This is a genomic window from Microcoleus sp. A2-C3 (assembly GCF_036706065.1).
GTDB lineage: Bacteria > Cyanobacteriota > Cyanobacteriia > Cyanobacteriales > Microcoleaceae > Microcoleus.
Genome location: NZ_JAUBVX010000011.1, coordinates 27,299 through 47,666 on the forward strand (window position 1 = coordinate 27,299; position 20,368 = coordinate 47,666).

Sequence of the window (20,368 nt, forward strand, 5' to 3'; positions counted from 1 at the left end):
AACGGACGATCGACAGACAACGGACGATCGACAGACAACGGACGATCGACAGACAACGGACGATCGACAGACAACGGACGATCGACAGACAACGGGTGATCGAGTAGAATCGACAAAGTTGAGGTAATGCCAGTATCCAAGGGATATTCATGAGATATTCAAGCGATTTGACAGACAAAGAGTGGGAAATTATCGAGCCGTTACTGTCGCAGAAGAAGAAAACTCGTAAGGATTCAGGTCTGAAAAAGGGGAATAAGCTCAGGCATAGTCAAGTGACAAGAATGGGCAGAAATAGCCTCACGGAAAAAAGCCATTACTGAACGAGCTTGAAAACGACAGGTTTGAATCACACTCAATAGATCGGCCGTTTCCTCAAATCGTTTCATCGAACCAGAGCCGCCAGAAACTTTCCGTTTAGTTACAGCTAGCCGTAGAGAACGTTCTGCTAAATTATTATCCGGAGGAACCGAGGGGTCATTGAGAAAATACCACCATTGTTCTGCCTTATCCCGTAAGGATTTTAGTAACAGACCTGCGGCATAACCCACAAGGCTCAACCAAGTCGCCAAAGCTTGATTCAATCGTATTATCCATTCGCTCCAGCCTAAATTCTATGGGGATGTTTCAGTTAGAAGAAGATACTTTTAAGCTCAATAATATTTTACAAACATTCCCCTGCTTAATTTTATTTGATGGTCTTAATGAAGTTAATAATACACAGCGCAGCACAGTCATATCAAACATCGCACAATTTTTAATTACATATCCTAATCACAAATATGTAATTACCAGTCGCCCCCAAGATGAACTTTGGCGAATGCTATCTCCTGAGGACATTGAAATTAACCTAGTAATTCAACCTATTGATTATGAAGATACAGTTAGATATTTATCGCTGCATTTAGGAGAAAAAATTGGACGAATGGCATACAGTGAAGTGTCGGCAAAATTTAAAAAATTGCTACGACTGCCGTTAATTCTAGGGATGTTTAAGGAAGACGTTTATCAAACAAAATTAAACTTAGAAAGCCTGGGGGGTGTAATTGATGAAGTTAGTTTAGGAGCGTCAAAACTTACCCCACAAAATAGGGGAGAGCTTTACAAACGATTTATGGAAAAATTTTTCATACGTGAAACTTCAAAAATAGAAGGACAAACAACTACTATTAAACGGCTTAAAAATTATGTATTAAGTAATCTTGCACTAGCAATGCACAAACAGAAAACATTATACTTGTCTTACCAGGAAGTAATTTTTATATTTAACGAGAGCCTGAAAAATATTCAAGCTAATGTTTCAGTGTTTTATTATTAGATACTATTCAAAAAAGCGGGATTTTAATAGGTGAAAGCGGCCTGGGATTTGCCCATCAAACATTTCAGGAGTTTTTTGTAGCAACAGCTCTTGCTTAATTATGTATTGAAACAATAGAAAACTATGTAAATGATATATAGCGATCCTAAATCATTTGCAAACAAATCAGGCTTTACTAATCGTGATTAAGTTAGTATTAATTCAGGCTTTTTTGCAAAAAAACCATACATATCTAACTTAGGGAAATCAAAAGTTTGACAATGAGTTACCAGCATAAATAGTTTTTTAATAAGTGCAAAAGATTTACAGAGATACCAATGTTCTCTCAGAAATCTTTTGCCTTGCAGCCAAATATCTTCCACAGGGTTTTGCTCGGGTGCATTAGGTGCAAATAATTCACATATTATTAACCATTCAGATTTTTATAAACCTTGATTGACCTCGCCTAGATACTCTCGCATTTCTGCGTATTTATGATAACTTGCTCCATCCCAAAATATTAAAATTCTAGCTCCTTTATTGAGATTTTCGAGGTATTTTACAAACAAAACTGTATTTTTTGAATTTCCCGCTTCGTATGCTTGAACAAAAAATTCTTTTGTTTGATAGTTGAGGGCACCAAAATATGTTTGCCTTTCTCTCTGATTTGTCATTGGTACTTCTATTCTTTTATTCTTCTTTCCCCAAACATATCCACACACATCACCCCACAGCAGATGACATTCATCAATCATATACACCACAAGTCTTCCAGCTTCTATCTCCGCTCTGTTTTCTTCGAGTATTCTCTCGATTTCTGTCTTCTTTGTTTCTACCAATTCATCGTTTTTTTTTGGATTTTTTTTTCTGGTTTTCTTCCAGCTAATCTTGGCTTCATCAAGTAATGTATAATAACTTTGATTTGATTTGAAGCGAACATCATATTTGTCCTCTATATATTCCCGAAAATCCTGTAAGTTCAAATACTCAAGAGTGTCTAAGTAATTAATAATTTCTAGGCGTTGTGCTGGACTTAGATATGCTTTTGACCCTTGATGCTTGAGTTTTAATTCTTCAACTCCATTTTCGATGAATTTCATTTTGAATTGACTGATAAATGTTGCTGATACATTTAATACTTTTTGAATTTCCGGACCAGGTACGCCCTCAATCCACATCATTACTGCTAAGGCTCGCTTTAGCTCTCTAGGATCGGGGTTGTTATCTATAAAATCAATTAACTCTTGTAAATATTGTTGCTCAGACATATTGTTTTTTTTCGCAAATCTCCAGTATACAAGTATTATTATACTCCATAAGTATTATATTTAATGAAATTTTGTGAATCATTTAGACTTGCTATAGTTCAGCAAAGGCTAGAACCAATGCTAAAGAGTGAGAACTGGATTGAACGTAAGAAAGCAGTTGAGGGCTTAGGGATAGTTCGCGATCTTAGTATGGATATAATTGACTACCTAGAACCAGCTTTAAGAGATACAAACTCTGAAATAAAGGAGGCAGCCGCTACAGCAATTTTATTAATTAATAAACGTCAGCGGTTTAATGGATTTTTTCAAGCATAATAAAAATACTATTAGCAAGTTGATTAAGTTCAAATAATATGTTAGGTAAAATTAATAAAGTCTTTTGTATTGTAAGTAAGATTGGCGAGATTTTATTTGAGACATATAAATAGCTTGTTTAGTATTCCATTGTTTATGGGGAAGCAAATTATCAAAATTTTGTAGCCGAACTAATCCTCTATAATCACCGGTGATTTGAGAAATGACTGTAGCGATCGCCTTACAACACGAATCCGGGTATTTGACAACTTGCAACTCCGAAAACCGAATCACTACCCAATTTCTCTCTAAAAAAAACTGATTGCGCTGACTATCTTTATTCTTATCCACACAATGATGAGGCTTTCCCGTTCGCCCCTCATAAGGTTCATCAATCTCGATATCTATAGCTAAACCAGTCGATTTATGAACCAAAATAAAGTCAGCGGTGTAACGAAAAGATGTACCGGGTATAGGAAATTCACCACCCATACAGAAGTCATAAAAACCAGAGAAATAACGACATAAGTAAACAAAAAACTGCTTTTCACTTACCCCTTGCTGTACTCCTCCCTTACCCTGACTTGCTGGCGGTTGAACAATCTTTTTCAACAAATTATTAAGCAGCTTAGATCGCTCCTGCAACAGAGAATTATATTGCTCAGTTTCCTGGCGATTGGGCGGCAAGCGACACAATTGATAACTTTCGTATTTGGATAATTGTTGTTGGTAGTCAGCCAGTCGTTGCTTGTAGCGATCGCGCACTTGAAAATCAGCAAACCGCAGATAAGAGAAAGCCGCTACTGCACTAACTGACGCACACGTCAGCGATGACCAGAAAGCCATAACACTCATGCCAAACAGCCAGTTAACCAACATTACCACCACAAAACTGGCTATCCAAAGTTGAATTACCAGAGAATAACGATAATTATTGGAAACTGGCGGTCGCGGCGGAAAAGGCATTTTTTTTGTAGAAGAAGCACTTTCTTCCAAAATAGGTATCGGGTTATCCGCGCAGAACTGACGAATGGAATCGGGGATAACAATAACTGGGTAAAAGCCTCTTATTTGGCTCATGGTTATGCTTTTTGTAGGCGACCTATAAGCTCATGCTATGTGTATTTTCAGCCTTTAACCTATTAAATATGCGCGTCGTATCACATCATGCCAAGGAATTACAAACTTCTCTACCTAATTTCCGATGTCATCCACTTATAAATGGGCTAACGCCCAGATTTTGGAGTGGAAATAATAATCTGGTACTCCACTACTTATGCCTACAAATCAGCCCAATAATACACAAAGAATTGCCACAGACCGTCTAAAATCCACGCGGGAAAAACTGACAAGAAAAATCAAATTGGCATTGAAAACTGCAACGCCCGAAGAAACTCTGGAAGTGTGGATGTTGATGAAACGGCAGGAACTCAAGAGAACGACTCCTGGGTTATCGGAACAGCAGATGGAAAGCGTCGTGCGATCGCTAATCCTAGAACTCGGCTATGATATCATCGCTACCTCAACTACCTCACCTGCCGCAGCATCGCAAGAACCAGAAGTCCCGACAGACAAAAGCGAAGTGGACGAGACGGATGAGGATAACCATGCTTATTTCACTAACGACGATATTGAAGACGACGAAGATGACTTTTCAGAAGAATTACCAGACGTATCTGAAGAAAAAGTTCCTTCTCGCAAGCAGCGGGTTCCTGCTTTGAAAAAAGTTGAAAGCTTAAGGGCTTCTACGCGAAATGGAAAGCACTATTAAGCATTGTTGAATTTGAAATACTAGAGGAGGTTTTATACAACCGTGTCCCTACAACAATGTGAATCTGACGACACAACAAATACGCTCATATCCTACACTAACACTTCTTTGGTTGGAAGAGTGGATTTCAAATCGGACTCCCTAGAATTTATCCCAGAAACGGAAATTTGGGAAGTATGCGATGATGACATTGACTCTCATAGTTTGGAAGAAGAACTAACGCCAGGAACGCTAGCCATACTCGCTAGCCTTGAAATTTTTGATGAGTATTTTCATTGTTGCGGAAGGTGGTAACTAATGTATTTAGCCAAAGATTCGTTAGCCAGATATTCGATACAAGCAGTCGAACTCTGGAATCAATTGGAAACTGCTGAAACTCCCGAAGATGAGGAAACTATCCTCAAAGAACTCTGGGAAATTCAGACAGACCAAGAAATTGCTGCTGACACTCAAGCCGAACTAGCAGACCAACTAGATGCTGAAATTTGTGCCGTTAAAGCACGCCTAAAACATTTAGTAGAATTGCATAATAAGGCGATTGAACAACTGGAACGGTGGCGCAACAGCCTAGATAAAACTCTCCTACAATTTCACTCAATGGGAGTAATACCCACAGAGATTGTAGGGCGAACTCGTCACATCCGACTCAAGGAAAATCCCCCAAGTTGCGAAGTGTTAATCAATCCTTGCGATTTGCCAACAGAATACCGAACAGAAAAGCTAGTTGTTACACCCAACAAACGCAAAATCGTAGCTGACTGGAAACAAGGCATTCCCGTTGATGGTACTCGAATTGAGCGTAAACTCAGAGTTGAATACGGAATAGTACCATCAAATCTGACTGCTGCTACTGAGGTAATTTCTAATCGTACTGCTGCATCAAATACTGAAGAGAATCATTCAACTGTAACACCCAATAATGGGCGAAAAGAAAAAGCGATCGCTAAAAACGTTGATGGTTCTAACAAGAAGGTGAAAGCACGAGTCGGTTAGTAGTAAATTCTCAGACAAATATGGGAGGTTTCACTAATAGCAGATAGCTGTTATATGGCTATCTGCTGCACATTCTTTGTAATTAATCTAGGATAACTTTATCCATGAAAAAACAAAACAATCATTCGTTCGACATTTCAACATTTGGCAGAATTACTTACCGAATTTATCGAGGGAAAATTGTCATATTGATTGAAGAAGGAGACAATCACCTAGATATATCATTTCCCATAAAAGATGGGAGATTATTCGTAATCCTTGGTTCTATCAGAGCCGCTGTAGCTGAAGCTATGACCGATTACTTGGAAATAGAAGCCTACGCGGATGAGCCGCTTCTACTACTAAGTGGAGGTTTAGGCAAAAATGAGTTTAATTAACACCGATAAGGGGGGCTAACGCCCATAAGCGCTATGACAAGCTATTAAATACTATAGCAAAAATGAAATGGTTGACACCAGAAGATGCAGTCGCCGCTGCTAATTTATCGGTAACGAGCAAAGAGTTAATCGAATACACTCTTCAGTCAGAAGATGAAGAATCAATAGAGAAAAGATTTCAAAAAGTTGGGCTACTATTTGACCGCGCTCGCTGGCAGGCAAAAAAACCTTATCTAGCTCTACTCTCGCCAGCTAAGGTCAAAAAACAAGTCGATACTAAATCATCAACCTCTACAAGCGATTCAGACTCAATAGATGATGAAAATTGGGCGGAGGAAGATGAAGGAAATACTCTTTCTGAAACTGAAGAATCCAACAATTTACAATCCGAACAACAAGAAGAACCTTATATCTTCGAGAAATGTACTGTCGAACTGCACTTGACATTTAAACCAGATGACGGTCATTCAGAGGGACGGATTGTAATCATTTCAGCAAGCAGTCACGGTGACTTTCCTGTTAGTGAAAAGATAAGAGAGTCATCCTTGGGAGAATTAGTACCGCCTCTAAAAGTGCTACTGAAGGAACTTGTAGCAGATTTTCCCAATCGCCAGGTGCGGCGACAGATTGCTAATGCTCGAAACCAAAAGAAAAGAACCACTAACTCAAATAAACCCAGAAGCGAAGCAAGTAGCACCACCGCGTCTACAACTTCTACTGAGTCTAAAACGACCGGAACGCAACTGACATTATTTGGGATTTGAATAATCAAACTAAGTTTTGGAAAAAAGAGAATGACTGCAAAAAAGAAAGTGCTAATTTCCTTTGAGGGACAACAGCATCCTGTTGATGAGGATATAGCAAATGATGATAAAGAACTGCGTAAATTGCTAACAACTTATTACCCAGATTGCGCCAACGCTGACATTATTAGAAAGCCGGGAGAACTGATTACAGTAGCCAAACGCAATGGCTCTAAAGGAGCAATAAAACCATGAAAATGACTCCTTTAAAATTTCTCATCAATGCGCCAGAAGAAGTCAATCCAGCACTTTATATGTGCCGAAAATTACAACGCTTGGAACTTTCAGGAGAACTCGATAGCGCGACTATGAAAGAAATGGCAAAAGCTATTGAGTTAGCTATTGAAAAAGGAACAGACGATGTGAGAGCAGTTGAGCGAACTAAGGAACGACTGTTAAATAGTCGCTCTGTAGCTGCGGCAGTTCCAATGGGGTTTTGATATGTCAGCTATTTGGAATGCTAAATCTGCTCTGCAAATATTGCAGCAATGTCAACCAATCACCGACTTTAAATCAGCAACAGATTATTTGTGGACTAAGCTGAACACCTATCAGCTACTTACTCTTTACCAAGAATTGTTTCCTTTAGAATGGGAAAAAAGCCAATCCGAACTCTACTTTGAAGATGAAAATCACAGTCCGAAGGAGTTGGAGTTTATTTCGCTAGTTAGCGAACATTTATTTCCCATTGACGACATGATGATAGAGGGCGCTTATGAAGAACGTCTCTATCAAATTCCTGTCTCGCCTAAAGGAGTAGATTGGCAAGACCATGAAGAAGGAATTGACGCATTGCGGAGTGGATGGCAGATATTGCTCCCACTTTCGCAATCAGGTCGATGGTGGTTGGAATCGGTAGCAGGTGATGAAGGGGAATCGTGGTACGAAGGCACTTTTGGATACAGCTTGAAAGACATTGCACATCCCGAAAAAGCTAATTTCAAACTTCTCAAAAGATTAGCCCGTCGTGCTGCATTTCCCATCAGCGCTTTGCCTACAGCATTAGCACTCCTTGACTTAGAAACAGGCAATATTTGGCTAGACCAAAGTGTTTGCTGCGAAAGTTATTGGAATCGTAATTTTGAATCAAGACCCTGGACAATTGAGGACATTAAATTCCTAACAAGTGAATGGAAGAAAGCCACTCAGTTACTAGATAAGGCTGACGAATTAATAGACTGGATTGAATCCGACCCGAACACCAATTTCTCGAAACTCTTAGCATTATGGAATATGACATTGCATCTGAAATAATTCGAGAGATTCTGGAGGTTGCCCCCCGAAAATTGTCTGCTATTCAAGCCGAACTTCTCTTTATTGAGGGCGGTACTTACATTTTTCACTATCAATCGGGGGAAGGTTCTAAGTACAAATGTTTGTCTCCAGCCACTCTGCGAGCAGCTTTTGCCAATACCCCGATTGATTCGGGTTGGATAAACCCAGAATTGGGGATAGTGCGCTGGGGAACTGGTAGCGCTGGGGAATGGACAATTAAATTTGTGCCGCCTCAGAAACACGAAATAAATCTGTTGGAATCAAAGCACTTAATTCCTTTACCAGGAATGGTATTTTTGGGGTTGAAATCTGATTACTGGGTTTGGGCAATTAAAGGCTCGAAATTTGACCCGGAAGCAGATGCTTTTCACGTTCCCCTGCCCAACGTCTATTTGCATTCCTATCAACCCTGCGGACGCATCTGCTGGGGAGATAATAAACCACCTCTAGCTTCACCCAATACGATTACAAAAGCTTGGGAATTGTTCATTTCTAGTCCTTTCAACGGACATTTGAGTGACGGTAAATCTAAGGCGCAACCCAGTGATGTACGGGGACAACTCGAAAAAGCGGTTAAACGTTCATCTTACCCAGTTAAAGATTTAATCGGTACGAACCAAACAATTGCCAAATTAGTTGCAGCAATAACTGATGATTGAACAACCAAACTTGAATCCTTATCACCTAGAATTGGTCGATTATAAGATTGTCAAACTCGGAGATAATTTGCCGCCTCACTCTAGCAGTATGTTCGAGTATCTAATTGGCGGCAATGGTATCTTTGCTAGAGCAGTTAGACCGGGGTTAGAAGTGATAATTCCGGTGGAACTTTTTACCGCGTCAATTAGAGGATTAGAACCGATTGAGCCTTTAGTCCGATTAACTCCCGGACGAATCCCTCAGCAGATACTCATCCAAATGTGGAAAGAAAGTTGTATCGCCGCGCTTGCCAAACCGCCGTTAGAAATCACTTTCCACATTCATCAGGAACAAAGACAATGGCAACTTGTAGTTCCCGAACAAACGCAAAGTTCTGGTAAATGCAGAGCGATTGAATACGGTTTAAATTCCTCCTACATTAACGCTAGTGTAGAGGTACATTCGCACAATCGGATGGCGGCTTTCTTCTCTGGTGCAGATGATGCCGATGAAGGGGGTTTCCGCATTTTCGTAGTTTTAGGGAGAGTGACTGAATCGAGCGCTGAAATTATTTGCCGCGTGGGAGTTTATCGACAGTTCTGGCACGTTCCGGCTGACTGGATATTTGAATTACCGAGTTTCATTGTAGATGTCACAGTTGGCGTAGAAAAAGACGATTCGATTTCTAAATTTTACTCTAGTTCTGTTGCGCCATCTTTGTTAGATGAGCCCATCGAACTGTAATAACAAATGGAGAATTATCTGATGTTTAATTATGATTATCTGGAAGCTTCGCCTTTGATTATCAGACAAGCTGATTCGATTGATTTTTGGCTAATTGGGGCGGGAGGAACGGGTTCTTGGCTGTCTTACCATATTGCACGGCTGGCACGGAGTTTGGGTAAGTCGGGGAAAAAGGTGCAATTTGCGATCGCAGATCCCGATCGAGTTGAAGAAGCCAACATCAGCAGGCAAGCTTTCTGCGATAAGGAAATTGGACTGCCCAAGGCGCAGGCTCTAGCGTTGAGATACTCTATCGCTTGGGGAGTTGACACGACGGCTTTCGTGCAGGTATTTGACCCCAAGCTAATCCGCTACGCCTACGACAAACTGACCATCCTGGTGGGGTGCGTGGATACAGCAGCCGGGAGAGCGGCAATTAATCAGGCTCTGGAGTTAAACCAATTTTACAGCCGTTCTGAAATTCCCCGCGTGTGGTACCTGGATTGCGGAAATCATGCAGCAGCCGGACAAATCTTGCTGGGCAGTTCTTTGGAAACTGACCCGGACTTCTATAATTTTGGGGGGCTGGGATGTGCTAGGCTGCCATCTCCGGTGCTCCTGGCTCCTGACCTTTTGAAACCGAAACCTCAAGAGTTGACAAATAATCTATCTTGTGCTGAGATGGCAGTGCTGAATGTGCAGAGCGAGAGCGTGAATGTTCGGGTGGCGGCTGAGGCGGCGGATTATTTGTACCGGATGGCTGCGGGCAATCTCAAGCGGTTTGCGACCTATTTTGATTTGGAGAGTGGGACGGCGCGATCGCTTTACATTACTCAGCAGTCTGTGTGCGCGGTGGTAAAAGCGATCGCAAGTGAACCAATAACACCATGCTAACCTGATATTAAGCTTTAAAAAAATGTAGCTTTAGCAATTGAATCTACTATGAGCCATATCACGATTCAAAACTTTATCGCCTGTCGCTCAAATAATTTCAGTTGTCCATGTTTGTCAGCAAATCTCTAAAGTCTGCTATTCCCCGAGCTAATAAACGGTTGATCAAATCCTCTGCCAACCTATGACTGGCCTCATGTCCGCTTTGAAGAGCGGTCAATAGAATAGTGCGGCTGTCCTCCTGATAACAGGAAAAAGACCAGTCCTCGCTTCGGAGTTCATCAGCCATCAAACTCAAGCACTCAACTACAGAGAGCGGCATTAAGGGAGCAAGTGCAACCAAATGAGTTAGCAGCTGGTCATCGTAGTCTATATCTTTAACCAGTCTGATAACGTCTTTTAGTTGAGCGATAGCCCAATTGCTATCAAACTTTCCTGAAGCGAACCACCAGCTAAAATATCTCAAATCTAATGCTTGTAAGTTACTTGCTGTTGCATTCTTGACTTGGCTAACACGCCATTCGCAAAGTCTTTTCAATCGTTGGAGCAAATCAAGTTCTACCTCAGAATTTCCATAACGTAGCTGCTCTCCAATCTGCCTCATGAACTGTTCATGATGTTTGCCTGAAGCTTTTGCAAAGAATTTTTCTAGCAACATATCAGAATCACCAAGCTCTAAATCCCCATTCCAGTAGAGATATCGTAGGTGTGCAGCTAAAGCTTCATCCGTTCTTGAGGGATTTTGCGATTCGGGAGTAGCAGCACCAATTTGCTCAATGGCATGGTTGTACTCTTTTCTGAGAATTACAAAGATTATAGAGTTAGGATCATACCAGAAAGTAATGTAACCTTCCCAAGCCGCATCCCACAAATCTTGGAAAACCTCGTCTCTAGGAAAAATCCTATTCAAGTTGCGAGTAGTCCAGTTTGAATCGAGATTTATTAGCTGCGGAAACCATGCGCCGTAAACAGAGCGGATTGTGACGGAAGGATCGTGTGCTGGATTCAGATGGCGCTCAAAAACTTCCCGTACTTCAGGAATTTTGTCAAAGCTTAATTCTGCCTGCTCCTCTAGGTTTTTATCTGCCTTGGTATGCCGATTTATCCATAGAGCATATTGGAAAACTGCGTGCATTGCTTTGCCCCTAACAGTATTAACAGCAGTCTCAGCATTTGTAGCATTTGAGTAACGATAGTGTGCCTCAAAACCAGGTGTAACGGAATGATCGTCAGTCAGCTGCTCTAGTATTGTCCAAACCAGATTGCAGAATTCAATAGGAATTTCATTTACCCCTATTGGTTGCAGACCACTTTTGATAAGCGTCACTACTTCGTTGCAGATGTAATTCCAGTCCTGATGCCAATCTGTAACCTGGTCTCGACTTCCAAGTATTTCTGACTTTTGTGTTAGTATCCAAGCGCAAAATTCAAGCGGTTGTAACCAAGAGAATGCCTGCCGTTGTCCGTGAGTTGACAACGCATGAGTCAGACCACTTAAGAATCCGCCCCTATATTGCAAGTTCACTTCTTTGAACTGTTCGATTTCGCTTACAAAAAATTCTGGATTTTGAGCAATAGTTTTAGAAAGCTCCATCGACAGACCCGCACGGGATGGTGTGAATAATCTTCCAGAAGGTTCCCATTCCCTCAAAAAATCGAATAGCTCTGAAATAGTCATGAAAGATAGTTCTTCAGCAGACTTGGGGCTGGTAGGCCCTTGCCATACCCCAGTACCTCTAACAGCCTCTAAAGGCGCAGGAGAACCAAGTTCTGTAACCAACTGCTCATATTGCAATTGCCACTCGCTTGAAAGACTACCACTTAAAATTCCTAGCCTGTCTCGCTGCCATTGTTTTACGTAACCAGTTGTGTCCTCTTCACAAACCTCTAATTGATTGGTTGGCCCTTCTGCAATCCAACTTAGAATTGTCTCCTGTACTTCAGAACCAATGTCAGCAAAACGCTCTCTGAGCAAAAGTGCATATTCATGGCAGTAAAGTATCGGCTCATTCAAGCGCAGTTTGTCAGCTAAAGCTTGTGCCATCATGTCGGGAAACTGGTTAGGAAAGCGGCGAAGTAGGTTAAGTCTGATACGATGAAAAATTCGCCAATGATAGCCATCAATAACTTGCAGCAGTGGCGACAATTGCTCGGGAGGATTTCTAGCAATTTGTTCTATAGTCTCCCATACCGCAGTTGCTAAAAAGTTCCTTACGTCATAGGGAACATTTGGCTGATTACTTTCAAAACTGGGATACCAATTATATGAGTAATCTTCAAAAGTTCCAGCCTGGCGAGGTATCTGCGAGAAGGCAATAGCATGATTTAGTAAATTGCAGAGAAGTTTCAATGTTTCATTGGCTGCTACTGCCACTAATTGTGGTATGTGTTCTGTAAGAATTTTTTGATAATTCCGGTCATCGCAGCGCTTGCGTATTCCTAGAAACAAACCATTGCTTTGAGGATTTTGCTGTACATTGAGAAGCTCGTGAGCCAATCGGACTGCTGCATTAATTTGGTGATTGTTTCCTAGATAAACAATCAGTTTACCCAAATTTTCTGGTAATCTCAAGTACAGATAGTTCTGCTCTTTGAGCCATTCTATTTCTTGCTCTACCCAACGAGTCGCCAAATCTGGTAGCATTGCAAGGGCTCCTTCAGCCAAATCTTCGTGTACGAAAGCATTTTTTGTCCCTGTTTTTAGAATCTCTAGTGCAATATCTAGAACTTTTGCTGGTTCTTGAGAAGCCATCCGTGCTAAGTAGCGGGACTGAGGCCATTGCCTAAAAAGAATCCTTCCTGTATCTGTATCAACTTCTGGCTCAGGTGGACTTTTGAAAAAATCTTTGTCCCGAAGTTTGTCGATCCATCCTGGGAAAGACAACCGTTCAAAAAAGTAGCTGATGGCTACAAAGCTATTAGGAACATTAAGGCGAAGGTTTTTTAAATCATCTTTTGTAGGTTCAGGCTTGGATAAAAGCTCATTTAGAAGAATATAGACTCTCGAATAGCGAGTTTCAAATTTGTCAAGGATAATATACAATACTGTCTGAATTTCCCTCCAAATTTGTTTGAATCTTTCATCAAGTGGACGTGGCGGGCCAAGATCGTTACGATGTGCGCGACCATGCAAACCATATTCATTTTGTCTACCTGCTAACTTCAGCCAAGTTTGAGCTACTGTCTCTGTTTCAGGAATGCCCAGTGCTTGCAAAATAGCACTAATTTCATCTTTATGAGAAGGAGCCTGATTAGATTGTGAAAATTTATCCCCGCAGCTTGGACACTTAGACAAATTGGGGTTGCTTACCACAGGTTTTGCTAATGGCTCTAACACATCGCGTAACGCACTCTCAATTTCTCGCAATGAGTGAGCTACATAATGTGTTGTGGACTCTAACGGCGACTCCATTTCCATGAGGCGACAGGCATCGCGGTAGAAGGCAGCAGAACCAGGCCCTACAAGTGAGTTTAGCCAGTGGTATATTTGCTCTTGCTGTTGATTGTTAAGGGGATAGGGGCTCATTCTTTACTGTATGGTACTTGTATTATATTTTGTATTATAAAGGGTTTTCCATTAAGGATAGGTCAAAACTAAAAGATATTAAACGTTTAAAGGGCGGCTACCGCCGCCCCATCGAACCAAACACCCCATGCCTCTGCTATGTGTCCCCCTACGCCTAAACCCTATCTATATATGTAGGGTCAGCCTGAACTCGCTCATCAAACTCCATATTCTCCCATTCTGTAATAACTCTCCCCGGTCTGTCCATCAAATCCGCCGGAGCGCTACTGGGACGCACGAATGGATATTTCTCCTCATCCTCCGGCGCAATCGCCAATTCCACCAGCTCAGTATCTTCATCTTCAAACAGAGCCGGATTAACAATTGTATCAACCTTTAGTTCCATTTCCATCACCTCAAAAACACTTCCAACGGTCAACACTTGACCGAGTTTCAACCTGTTAAGGCTTAGATAGACTTTTCTTACCAGCCTTACCAACTGTTTCAACAATTCCTATTCTAACACCTCAATTCTAGGGAGAAATCAACTCATGGTCGCCACAATTGCCACCGAAGAAGGACTCAAAATTCCCGTTTTCGATGCCGCTTACACCGATGCCAAAGGTCGAAATGTCGGCAAATTCTTCAACAACCCAGAAATCCTGCGCCACTCAATTCTGCAAGCGATGTTTGAGCCAGAAAAACTGCAATCATTAATGATTGTCAAACTTGACAAATCCAATCCCGACCCTCACCAATTACGCGCCAGCATCCACGACCCAGAAGACGGCATCAAGCGACGCATGATATTTCAATCTGGAAACAGTTATTACTTTGGTGACGAAACCCTAGCCAAAAAGATAGGAGACTTATTCGTAACCGAAAAAGACACCGCCTGTCGCTACGGTTCCCTTCTAGTCAGCACTTGTATGTCCGGGGTATCAGAATGCGACAACCTGCGAGTAAAAATTGTTGATTTCACCGACCCGCAATATGCTAAATATCGAACCGGAGACTGTCACGGTGCCATCAGTTCCGAATTACTCAAAAGCATCGGCGGCGAGAAAAATCGAGCCAGCCAATTCCGTTTCGCTTGGCTACGCAGTTGGAATTCAGAAAATACAGAATCCTCACCCCAAGTCAGCTTTTTGGCTAAAGGAACCCTCCGTCCCGATGACAATTTACTCGACTCATTAGCCGACTCTGAAGGGAACAAACCTCAACTTATTTTAGACCGCTCCAGCATCAAAGGCATCAATAAAAAACAACTCAAAGAACTCATTCCTTGTGGCGACTACGAATTACCCAAAGCCATCCTTGGCAATCGCAAAAACAGTCAAATCGGCATCACCCAAACAAGCTGGCAGTCCACCGGGGTTTGGTTCGACGAAGAAGCCCAAAGACAAGACCTCGTGCCAGCAGCTAAAACCGCAGCCCAAAGACTGGCAGCACTACAGCGCGATCCGATGAAATTGCGCCAAGCCATGATTGAAGATTACGATAAACGCGAAGCATTTTTAGCGCGTTTGAACGAAAGAAAACTCAAGGAACAGCCGGAAAAACTATCAACTACAATTGAGGACGAAATCAACGGTGATAGCGAGGAAAGTACCGAAGATAAAAAGCGGGAAAGACAAGACATCCAGATGCTCAAAGCCGATAAATTTGGACTGATGATAGGCAGTCCCGAATTCACCAATATGGCAGAAAGGTGGCTGGCATCCAAATGGCGAAATCTGGCAACCAGAGGCGCTTTATCAATGACTTCAGCAATGGCTTTACCCTGCGAAGATTTACCCAAAGGCACGGTTTGCGCTAACCATTTAGAAGAAGGAGAATGCGTTCAAGGTCGATTCCCAATTCTCAACAAAGATGGTCTGAGAATATATCAAAATATACACGCAAAAAACCTGGAAAATATTCCAGAAGAAACCCGCACTGTGATGGCGAAAATTAAAGGTGTAATTTGGTTCCATCCCAAAGACTTAGAAAAGTTCCATCAAGGTGATTTTGACGGTGACGAACCCTTTGGAATCGAATCTGGAAAAATCCCTCACATTGCCCAACAAATATTACCAGCACAAGACGGGTTATTTGACTTCGGGGAAGTCGTACAAGCTGAGAAAGTTCCCTATACGAAAGTTCGGTATCGAGAAGACGATTCTGAAGTCAGACAAGGTAAAGTTAAAGCAGGCGATCGCAAATTTACCACCCTAGAACAAATTGGAGTTGCCAGCTCTCAAAATGAAGTCGGAATCGTCGCCTTAGCCATTGGCAAAGTAGCAGCCGCTATCCCCAACCCCGGCGAAGATGAAAAGCTATTTCTCAAGCAGCAAAAGCGATTCATCGCCGCTCTCAGCATCATGGAACAGTACGAAGTTGACTACCAGAAAAACTCGCTGCGGGGTAAAGATGCCAAAGAAGTGAAAGAGAAAACAGGTCTAAATCCCGAAAGTTTACTAGAAAAAGTAGATGAATGGTGCGAGAAACATAAAAGCTGCACTTACTTTTTCCAGTACAAAGGAGATGACCGACTGTACAAACAATTTCCCATGCCCGCCGACTTCCCCAATGCTGTTTACGTTCTAGCCAAAGAAGCCGTTAACCCTTATTGGGAACAAACCCGACTGGTTCACCGTAACCGAGATGAATTTCAGCACATTCTACCCCCAATTCCCGCTTATCTAATCGTGTCGAAAGACGACCGCAAACAACTGGATACAGCAGGCATTGAGTACGAAAAAGAAGGCAAGGAATTGCACGTTTCTTATGAGTACAAAGATACCCTATTAGAAAAAGAAATCGAGTACCGCCACAGCAAAGAAAATGAGCTTTCCTGGTCAGAAAACGAATTACAATGGGCAAAAGACCTGGTGCAGCGCTTTCAAGAGGACAAAAGCATTATCTACGATCGCACTGGCAGCGATATCAAAGCTCGAAAAGAGGAAATGGGCAAACTTTATGACAGTTATCGAGCGGAGATTGACGAAGTTTGGGATACTCCAGACAGAAAAACCAGCGCTGCTCATGCCTTATTCCAAGCGACCCACACTTCCGATAATTTGAGCAAACACCGGACAATTTGCCAGAAAGTAGCAGAGGATTTGGAAATTACCTTTTCCCTCCAGGAAGACTACGAATTGCTCCACGAAGCCTTACCGCGAGATGTCTACGTTCTGCAAGTTCCTTTCCAAAAAGTGAAAACAAAAGATGGCAGAACCATTGACCTCCCTAATCAATGGAAAGACGCACTCGATAGCAAAGGCATTGCATACGAAGCCACTGCTCATCCCGAATTGCCTCTAGTCGAATTCGCCTTTAAAAACTTACCTCAGAGCATGGTGGCGAAACTGGATGCCAAATACGGAGACAATTCTAACGATCGCATCGATACCGATTCTTTGAAGGTAACAAACTACTCTGGTAATGAAACCAGACTCCTCATCGTTCCTCCTGTCGATTGTCGCTGGATTGAGTCTCAAGATAAAGCAGGTAGAGGCGCACTTGTCTACAAATTATTCATGGATGAAATCTCCGATGCTTTGTCAAACTATCGGGTAAATCAGATAGAAGTGGTCAATGTCAAACATCCCGATAACGACTACTCAGAGGAAGATTTCTCCAAGTCAAAATGGAAAGATCGGAAAGTCACTGTGCAAGTGGGAACGATCGATTTACCTCCCACTCACGAGAAGTATTACCGATTTCAAGGCACTCCCATTATCCAGCTTGACGAGAAAAACTTGGGTACATTTTCCCCCCAAAGTCCTAAGTTGCCCCCTGGAACCACTTTTGAGGCAATGCTTTCCCCCGACAAAGGCGGCAGGTCGGTTATGCTGAAAGTCGATCGCGAATCGATTCGGTTGCCTGAAATTCAATTGCCATCGATCGATTCACCTGAAGTATCTCAAAGTTCAGATTTGGCAAAGCCTGCGGGAAACGCGATTCGCGAAGCGATCTGCCCAAACGGAATCGCTCAAAACGATAACACGCCCCAACCGCCAAAATTCCAACAAGAACCTGCTTCAAAACCAGAAACGGCAGTTAATAACGGAAAGGGCGACACCACTAACGCTAAAGCTGACAACTGGCGGCTTTCTCTGCAAGACACGCTCTTTAGCGTCGTGTCGGAAACATACAAGCAACGCCAATGCCAAAAGGTGGCGGAGCGATCGCAGTCTCCTTCCGATAGCACTCAGCACTTCAAGTTTGGTGACAACCAGTGGACGGCTTACGTGCAGCCGAACGGGGATTGCTTTGTCAGAAACGAGTCCAAGCGCACCGTGTTTAAAGCCAACGTTAACACCGGGGACGTTCAAATTCCCCTGACAGAGCAAGCTGCGGCTCGTTTCCAAGAGATGATTGTAGAACGAGAAAAAGCTTTGTCCCAGTCCCGAACTACTTTCACACCTGCGACTGAATCGAAACCGAGAGAACTGGAAATGGTTTAGTTGAGTGGGGGTGGTTGGGGATTTGAGGGCGATCGCCCAGGAGTCAATGGAAAATTTTCCATTGGCTTCTGTTGTACGCACAACTAAAAGTATGTTATGGGTTATACTTAAACCACTTTTTCCCGTCATCCTAAATGAACGCTTCGCTTCGCAAATCTCTGTAGTATACTTGTGCTATCCTAACAATTAGCTTGAAAACAAAGTTTTTTAATGTCAGCTAAAGATTTCTTTCACAAGACAGTTAAAACATCTCTCGAAAAAGATGAGTGGACAATTACAGACGATCCTCTATTTATTCAAGTTGAGGATGTTGATTTTTACATAGACTTAGCAGCAGAGAGAATCCTAGCTGCTGAAAAAACTGGTCAAAAGATAGCAGTCGAGGTAAAATCTTTTCTAGGAGCGTCAGACGTGACTGAGTTTCACATAGCACTTGGTCAATGCCTTAACTACCGTTCAGCTTTAAGATTGACAGAGCCAGAGAGAACTTTGTATTTAGCAATTACCGTAGATATTTACGATGAATTTTTTAGTCGTAAATTTATTCAAAGAGTAATTGCAGAACATCAACTCAAATTGCTTATTTTTAACCCCGAACGAGAGGAGATTGTTCTATGGAAGGAATGAATTACCGTGAAGTAGTGCAAACAATTCTTAAAAATCATGTCAAAAATCGGTCAAATAGCCAGACTGAAGTCCAACTGATATTTGATCCGGAACGCGATCGCTATCAAGTTCTTAATATTGGTTGGCAAGATTTAACACGAGTATTTGGTTGTATCATCTACGTGGAAATTAAAGATGGCAAAATTTGGATCGAACGGGATGGAACGGAAATCGGAGTTGCTAATGAATTAGTAGAAGCTGGGGTTTCTAAACAAGATATAGTTTTGGGTTTTAAAGCTCCATATAAACGTAAATTTACTGAGTTTGCTGCCAGTTGAAGGAAATAAATCGCTCGATCGCTATCTTAATCCGCTCTGTCGCCGCGCTGGTTCAGGTACTAACATCGCTGATGTTACGACAAAAGTCAGGTTCTTCTAAGAGGTAATATCCGTCGGCAAGAAGCGCAAGTTGCATCCTCCACACAGAGGGTGCAACTTTTTGTGAGAAGGAACGCACCACGATTGTTACTGAAGACCACAAAAGACTTTATATTTTAACCCTTCTATTTCCTAATATTTCCTCTTATTTCCTCTTATTTCCTAATATCTCCTACTTCTCCCTAAAATTTCCTCTTATTTCCTCCAAAATTCACAAATTTTAATTAAGTTAAATTAACTTTAGCTGCTTTTTAATAGCTTTTTTGTACTCCGACACCTCTTAAATCCTCCTAATTAGTGCGCTAGTCGCATAGCAAGCCATGTCAAATAGACGTAAGAGGGGGGTAAAAATGAGTAAATCGCCCAAACCGCCCAATTGTCAGAATTTGTGCAAAGGGTAACGACATATCCTCGCTTCAGCACAAGTAGCTGACGAATAGCTCTCCTCTGGCTACCGCCAGTTAGCAGGGCGATCGCTTACCCTTAAAATCGACCAAATGCCACAAAAACACTACGCGCCCACTGAAATATCGCATCCAACCTATACTACTGCCCCTGAAGCGAATGCGATCGCCCTGCCTGACTACTGGGCGCAACCGGATTTTAACTTTGGGGATACGGTGACAGACAATGAAGAATCTTATATCGTCATAGGTTTGGCAATGGACACACACTTGGACATTTGGAAATACTTGTGTCGCACCCCGAACAATACAGAGCGATTCTTCTGGGAATATCAACTCAGACTTGCTTAAACTTCCAACACTAAATATTAAGACTTTGTTGAGCGACGGCGATCGCAAACTAAGAACCGTCCTCAACAAATAAGCGCTATTGGCTGTAAACCATGCTCAACAATGATGTAATTTGCAGGCTTCCATACAACAATGTCCGACTTTGATAATTTCATTGGCTACAAGCAATCCAGGCAGCAGTATCTACCGTTGAATCAGCCATTTGGATGATAAAAACTACTCTGGTAGCTTCTCACTAATGCGACTTGTGACCGAACAAAACATAAACCGAAAGAAACAGCCTCAT

General features: G+C 42.1%; 19 protein-coding genes and 2 pseudogenes. 16 read left to right on the forward strand and 5 right to left on the reverse strand.

Annotated elements, in window-relative coordinates:
* Window positions 1–233: 233 nt before the first annotated feature.
* A pseudogene (locus QUB66_RS08560) lies at window positions 234–602 on the reverse strand (IS66 family transposase); the annotation flags it as partial.
* 17 nt (window positions 603–619) lie between these two features.
* Between QUB66_RS08560 and QUB66_RS08565 the strand changes: the two are divergent.
* Window positions 620–1,315, forward strand: a complete 696-nt coding sequence (locus QUB66_RS08565) for an NACHT domain-containing protein (RefSeq protein WP_332968428.1) — start codon at window positions 620–622, stop codon at window positions 1,313–1,315.
* A 185-nt stretch (window positions 1,316–1,500) separates the two neighbouring features.
* On the opposite strand, the pseudogene QUB66_RS08570 reads toward QUB66_RS08565, so the two are convergent.
* Window positions 1,501–2,562: pseudogene (locus QUB66_RS08570) on the reverse strand (IS630 family transposase).
* Between the two features lie 63 nt (window positions 2,563–2,625).
* Here QUB66_RS08570 and QUB66_RS08575 point away from each other — a divergent pair.
* On the forward strand, window positions 2,626–2,877 hold the full coding sequence (locus QUB66_RS08575; protein WP_332968430.1) for a HEAT repeat domain-containing protein: 252 nt from the start codon (window positions 2,626–2,628) through the stop codon (window positions 2,875–2,877).
* 51 nt (window positions 2,878–2,928) lie between these two features.
* Here QUB66_RS08575 and QUB66_RS08580 read toward each other — a convergent pair whose 3' ends face one another.
* Complete coding sequence (locus tag QUB66_RS08580; protein ID WP_332968433.1) at window positions 2,929–3,936, reverse strand: hypothetical protein; 1,008 nt, start codon at window positions 3,934–3,936, stop codon at window positions 2,929–2,931.
* Window positions 3,937–4,219: 283 nt separating this feature from the next.
* Between QUB66_RS08580 and QUB66_RS08585 the strand changes: the two genes are divergently transcribed.
* The 10 genes from QUB66_RS08585 (at window position 4,220) to QUB66_RS08630 (ending at window position 10,331) form a co-directional block, all read left to right on the forward strand.
* Complete coding sequence (locus QUB66_RS08585; protein ID WP_332968435.1) at window positions 4,220–4,627, forward strand: hypothetical protein; 408 nt, start codon at window positions 4,220–4,222, stop codon at window positions 4,625–4,627.
* A gap of 297 nt (window positions 4,628–4,924) precedes the next feature.
* A complete protein-coding gene (locus QUB66_RS08590; protein WP_332968438.1) occupies window positions 4,925–5,620 on the forward strand; it encodes a siphovirus Gp157 family protein in 696 nt (231 codons plus the stop codon).
* 104 nt (window positions 5,621–5,724) lie between these two features.
* Window positions 5,725–5,997: a hypothetical protein gene (locus tag QUB66_RS08595; RefSeq protein WP_332968440.1), complete on the forward strand. Its 273-nt coding sequence runs from the start codon at window positions 5,725–5,727 to the stop codon at window positions 5,995–5,997.
* Window positions 5,998–6,059: 62 nt separating this feature from the next.
* Window positions 6,060–6,761, forward strand: a complete 702-nt coding sequence (locus tag QUB66_RS08600; RefSeq protein ID WP_332968441.1) for a hypothetical protein — start codon at window positions 6,060–6,062, stop codon at window positions 6,759–6,761.
* Window positions 6,762–6,791: 30 nt separating this feature from the next.
* A complete protein-coding gene (locus QUB66_RS08605) occupies window positions 6,792–6,995 on the forward strand; it encodes a hypothetical protein (RefSeq protein ID WP_332968443.1) in 204 nt (67 codons plus the stop codon).
* Window positions 6,992–7,240: a hypothetical protein gene (locus QUB66_RS08610; RefSeq protein ID WP_332968445.1), complete on the forward strand. Its 249-nt coding sequence runs from the start codon at window positions 6,992–6,994 to the stop codon at window positions 7,238–7,240. The genes QUB66_RS08605 and QUB66_RS08610 overlap by 4 nt, the downstream gene beginning before the upstream one ends.
* Window position 7,241: 1 nt before the next feature.
* Window positions 7,242–8,054: a hypothetical protein gene (locus tag QUB66_RS08615; RefSeq protein ID WP_332968446.1), complete on the forward strand. Its 813-nt coding sequence runs from the start codon at window positions 7,242–7,244 to the stop codon at window positions 8,052–8,054.
* The gene (locus QUB66_RS08620; RefSeq protein ID WP_332968448.1) at window positions 8,027–8,734 is read left to right on the forward strand and encodes a hypothetical protein; all 708 of its coding nucleotides are present in this window, start codon (window positions 8,027–8,029) and stop codon (window positions 8,732–8,734) included. The genes QUB66_RS08615 and QUB66_RS08620 overlap by 28 nt, the downstream gene beginning before the upstream one ends.
* Window positions 8,727–9,458: a hypothetical protein gene (locus QUB66_RS08625; protein ID WP_332968449.1), complete on the forward strand. Its 732-nt coding sequence runs from the start codon at window positions 8,727–8,729 to the stop codon at window positions 9,456–9,458. Before QUB66_RS08620 ends, QUB66_RS08625 begins: the two co-directional genes overlap by 8 nt.
* A 21-nt stretch (window positions 9,459–9,479) precedes the next feature.
* Window positions 9,480–10,331, forward strand: a complete 852-nt coding sequence (locus tag QUB66_RS08630; RefSeq protein WP_332968451.1) for a ThiF family adenylyltransferase — start codon at window positions 9,480–9,482, stop codon at window positions 10,329–10,331.
* Between the two features lie 97 nt (window positions 10,332–10,428).
* On the opposite strand, the gene QUB66_RS08635 is transcribed toward QUB66_RS08630, so the two are convergent.
* Together QUB66_RS08635 and QUB66_RS08640 are read right to left on the reverse strand one after the other, a co-directional pair.
* On the reverse strand, window positions 10,429–13,665 hold the full coding sequence (locus QUB66_RS08635) for a hypothetical protein (RefSeq protein WP_332971224.1): 3,237 nt from the start codon (window positions 13,663–13,665) through the stop codon (window positions 10,429–10,431).
* Window positions 13,666–14,008: 343 nt separating this feature from the next.
* Window positions 14,009–14,239: a hypothetical protein gene (locus QUB66_RS08640; protein ID WP_332968455.1), complete on the reverse strand. Its 231-nt coding sequence runs from the start codon at window positions 14,237–14,239 to the stop codon at window positions 14,009–14,011.
* Window positions 14,240–14,384: 145 nt separating this feature from the next.
* Here QUB66_RS08640 and QUB66_RS08645 point away from each other — a divergent pair, with 145 nt between their 5' ends.
* The 4 genes from QUB66_RS08645 to QUB66_RS08660 all read left to right on the forward strand — a co-directional run bounded on the left by QUB66_RS08645 (window position 14,385) and on the right by QUB66_RS08660 (window position 20,082).
* Entirely contained in the window at window positions 14,385–18,284 is a 3,900-nt protein-coding gene (locus QUB66_RS08645; RefSeq protein WP_332968456.1) for a hypothetical protein, read from the forward strand.
* 210 nt (window positions 18,285–18,494) lie between these two features.
* The gene (locus tag QUB66_RS08650) at window positions 18,495–18,911 is read left to right on the forward strand and encodes a XisH family protein (RefSeq protein ID WP_332968458.1); all 417 of its coding nucleotides are present in this window, start codon (window positions 18,495–18,497) and stop codon (window positions 18,909–18,911) included.
* Window positions 18,899–19,228: a XisI protein gene (locus QUB66_RS08655; protein ID WP_332968461.1), complete on the forward strand. Its 330-nt coding sequence runs from the start codon at window positions 18,899–18,901 to the stop codon at window positions 19,226–19,228. The genes QUB66_RS08650 and QUB66_RS08655 overlap by 13 nt, the downstream gene beginning before the upstream one ends.
* Before the next feature lie 596 nt (window positions 19,229–19,824).
* The gene (locus tag QUB66_RS08660; RefSeq protein ID WP_332968462.1) at window positions 19,825–20,082 is read left to right on the forward strand and encodes a hypothetical protein; all 258 of its coding nucleotides are present in this window, start codon (window positions 19,825–19,827) and stop codon (window positions 20,080–20,082) included.
* The last annotated feature ends 286 nt before the right edge of the window (window positions 20,083–20,368 follow it).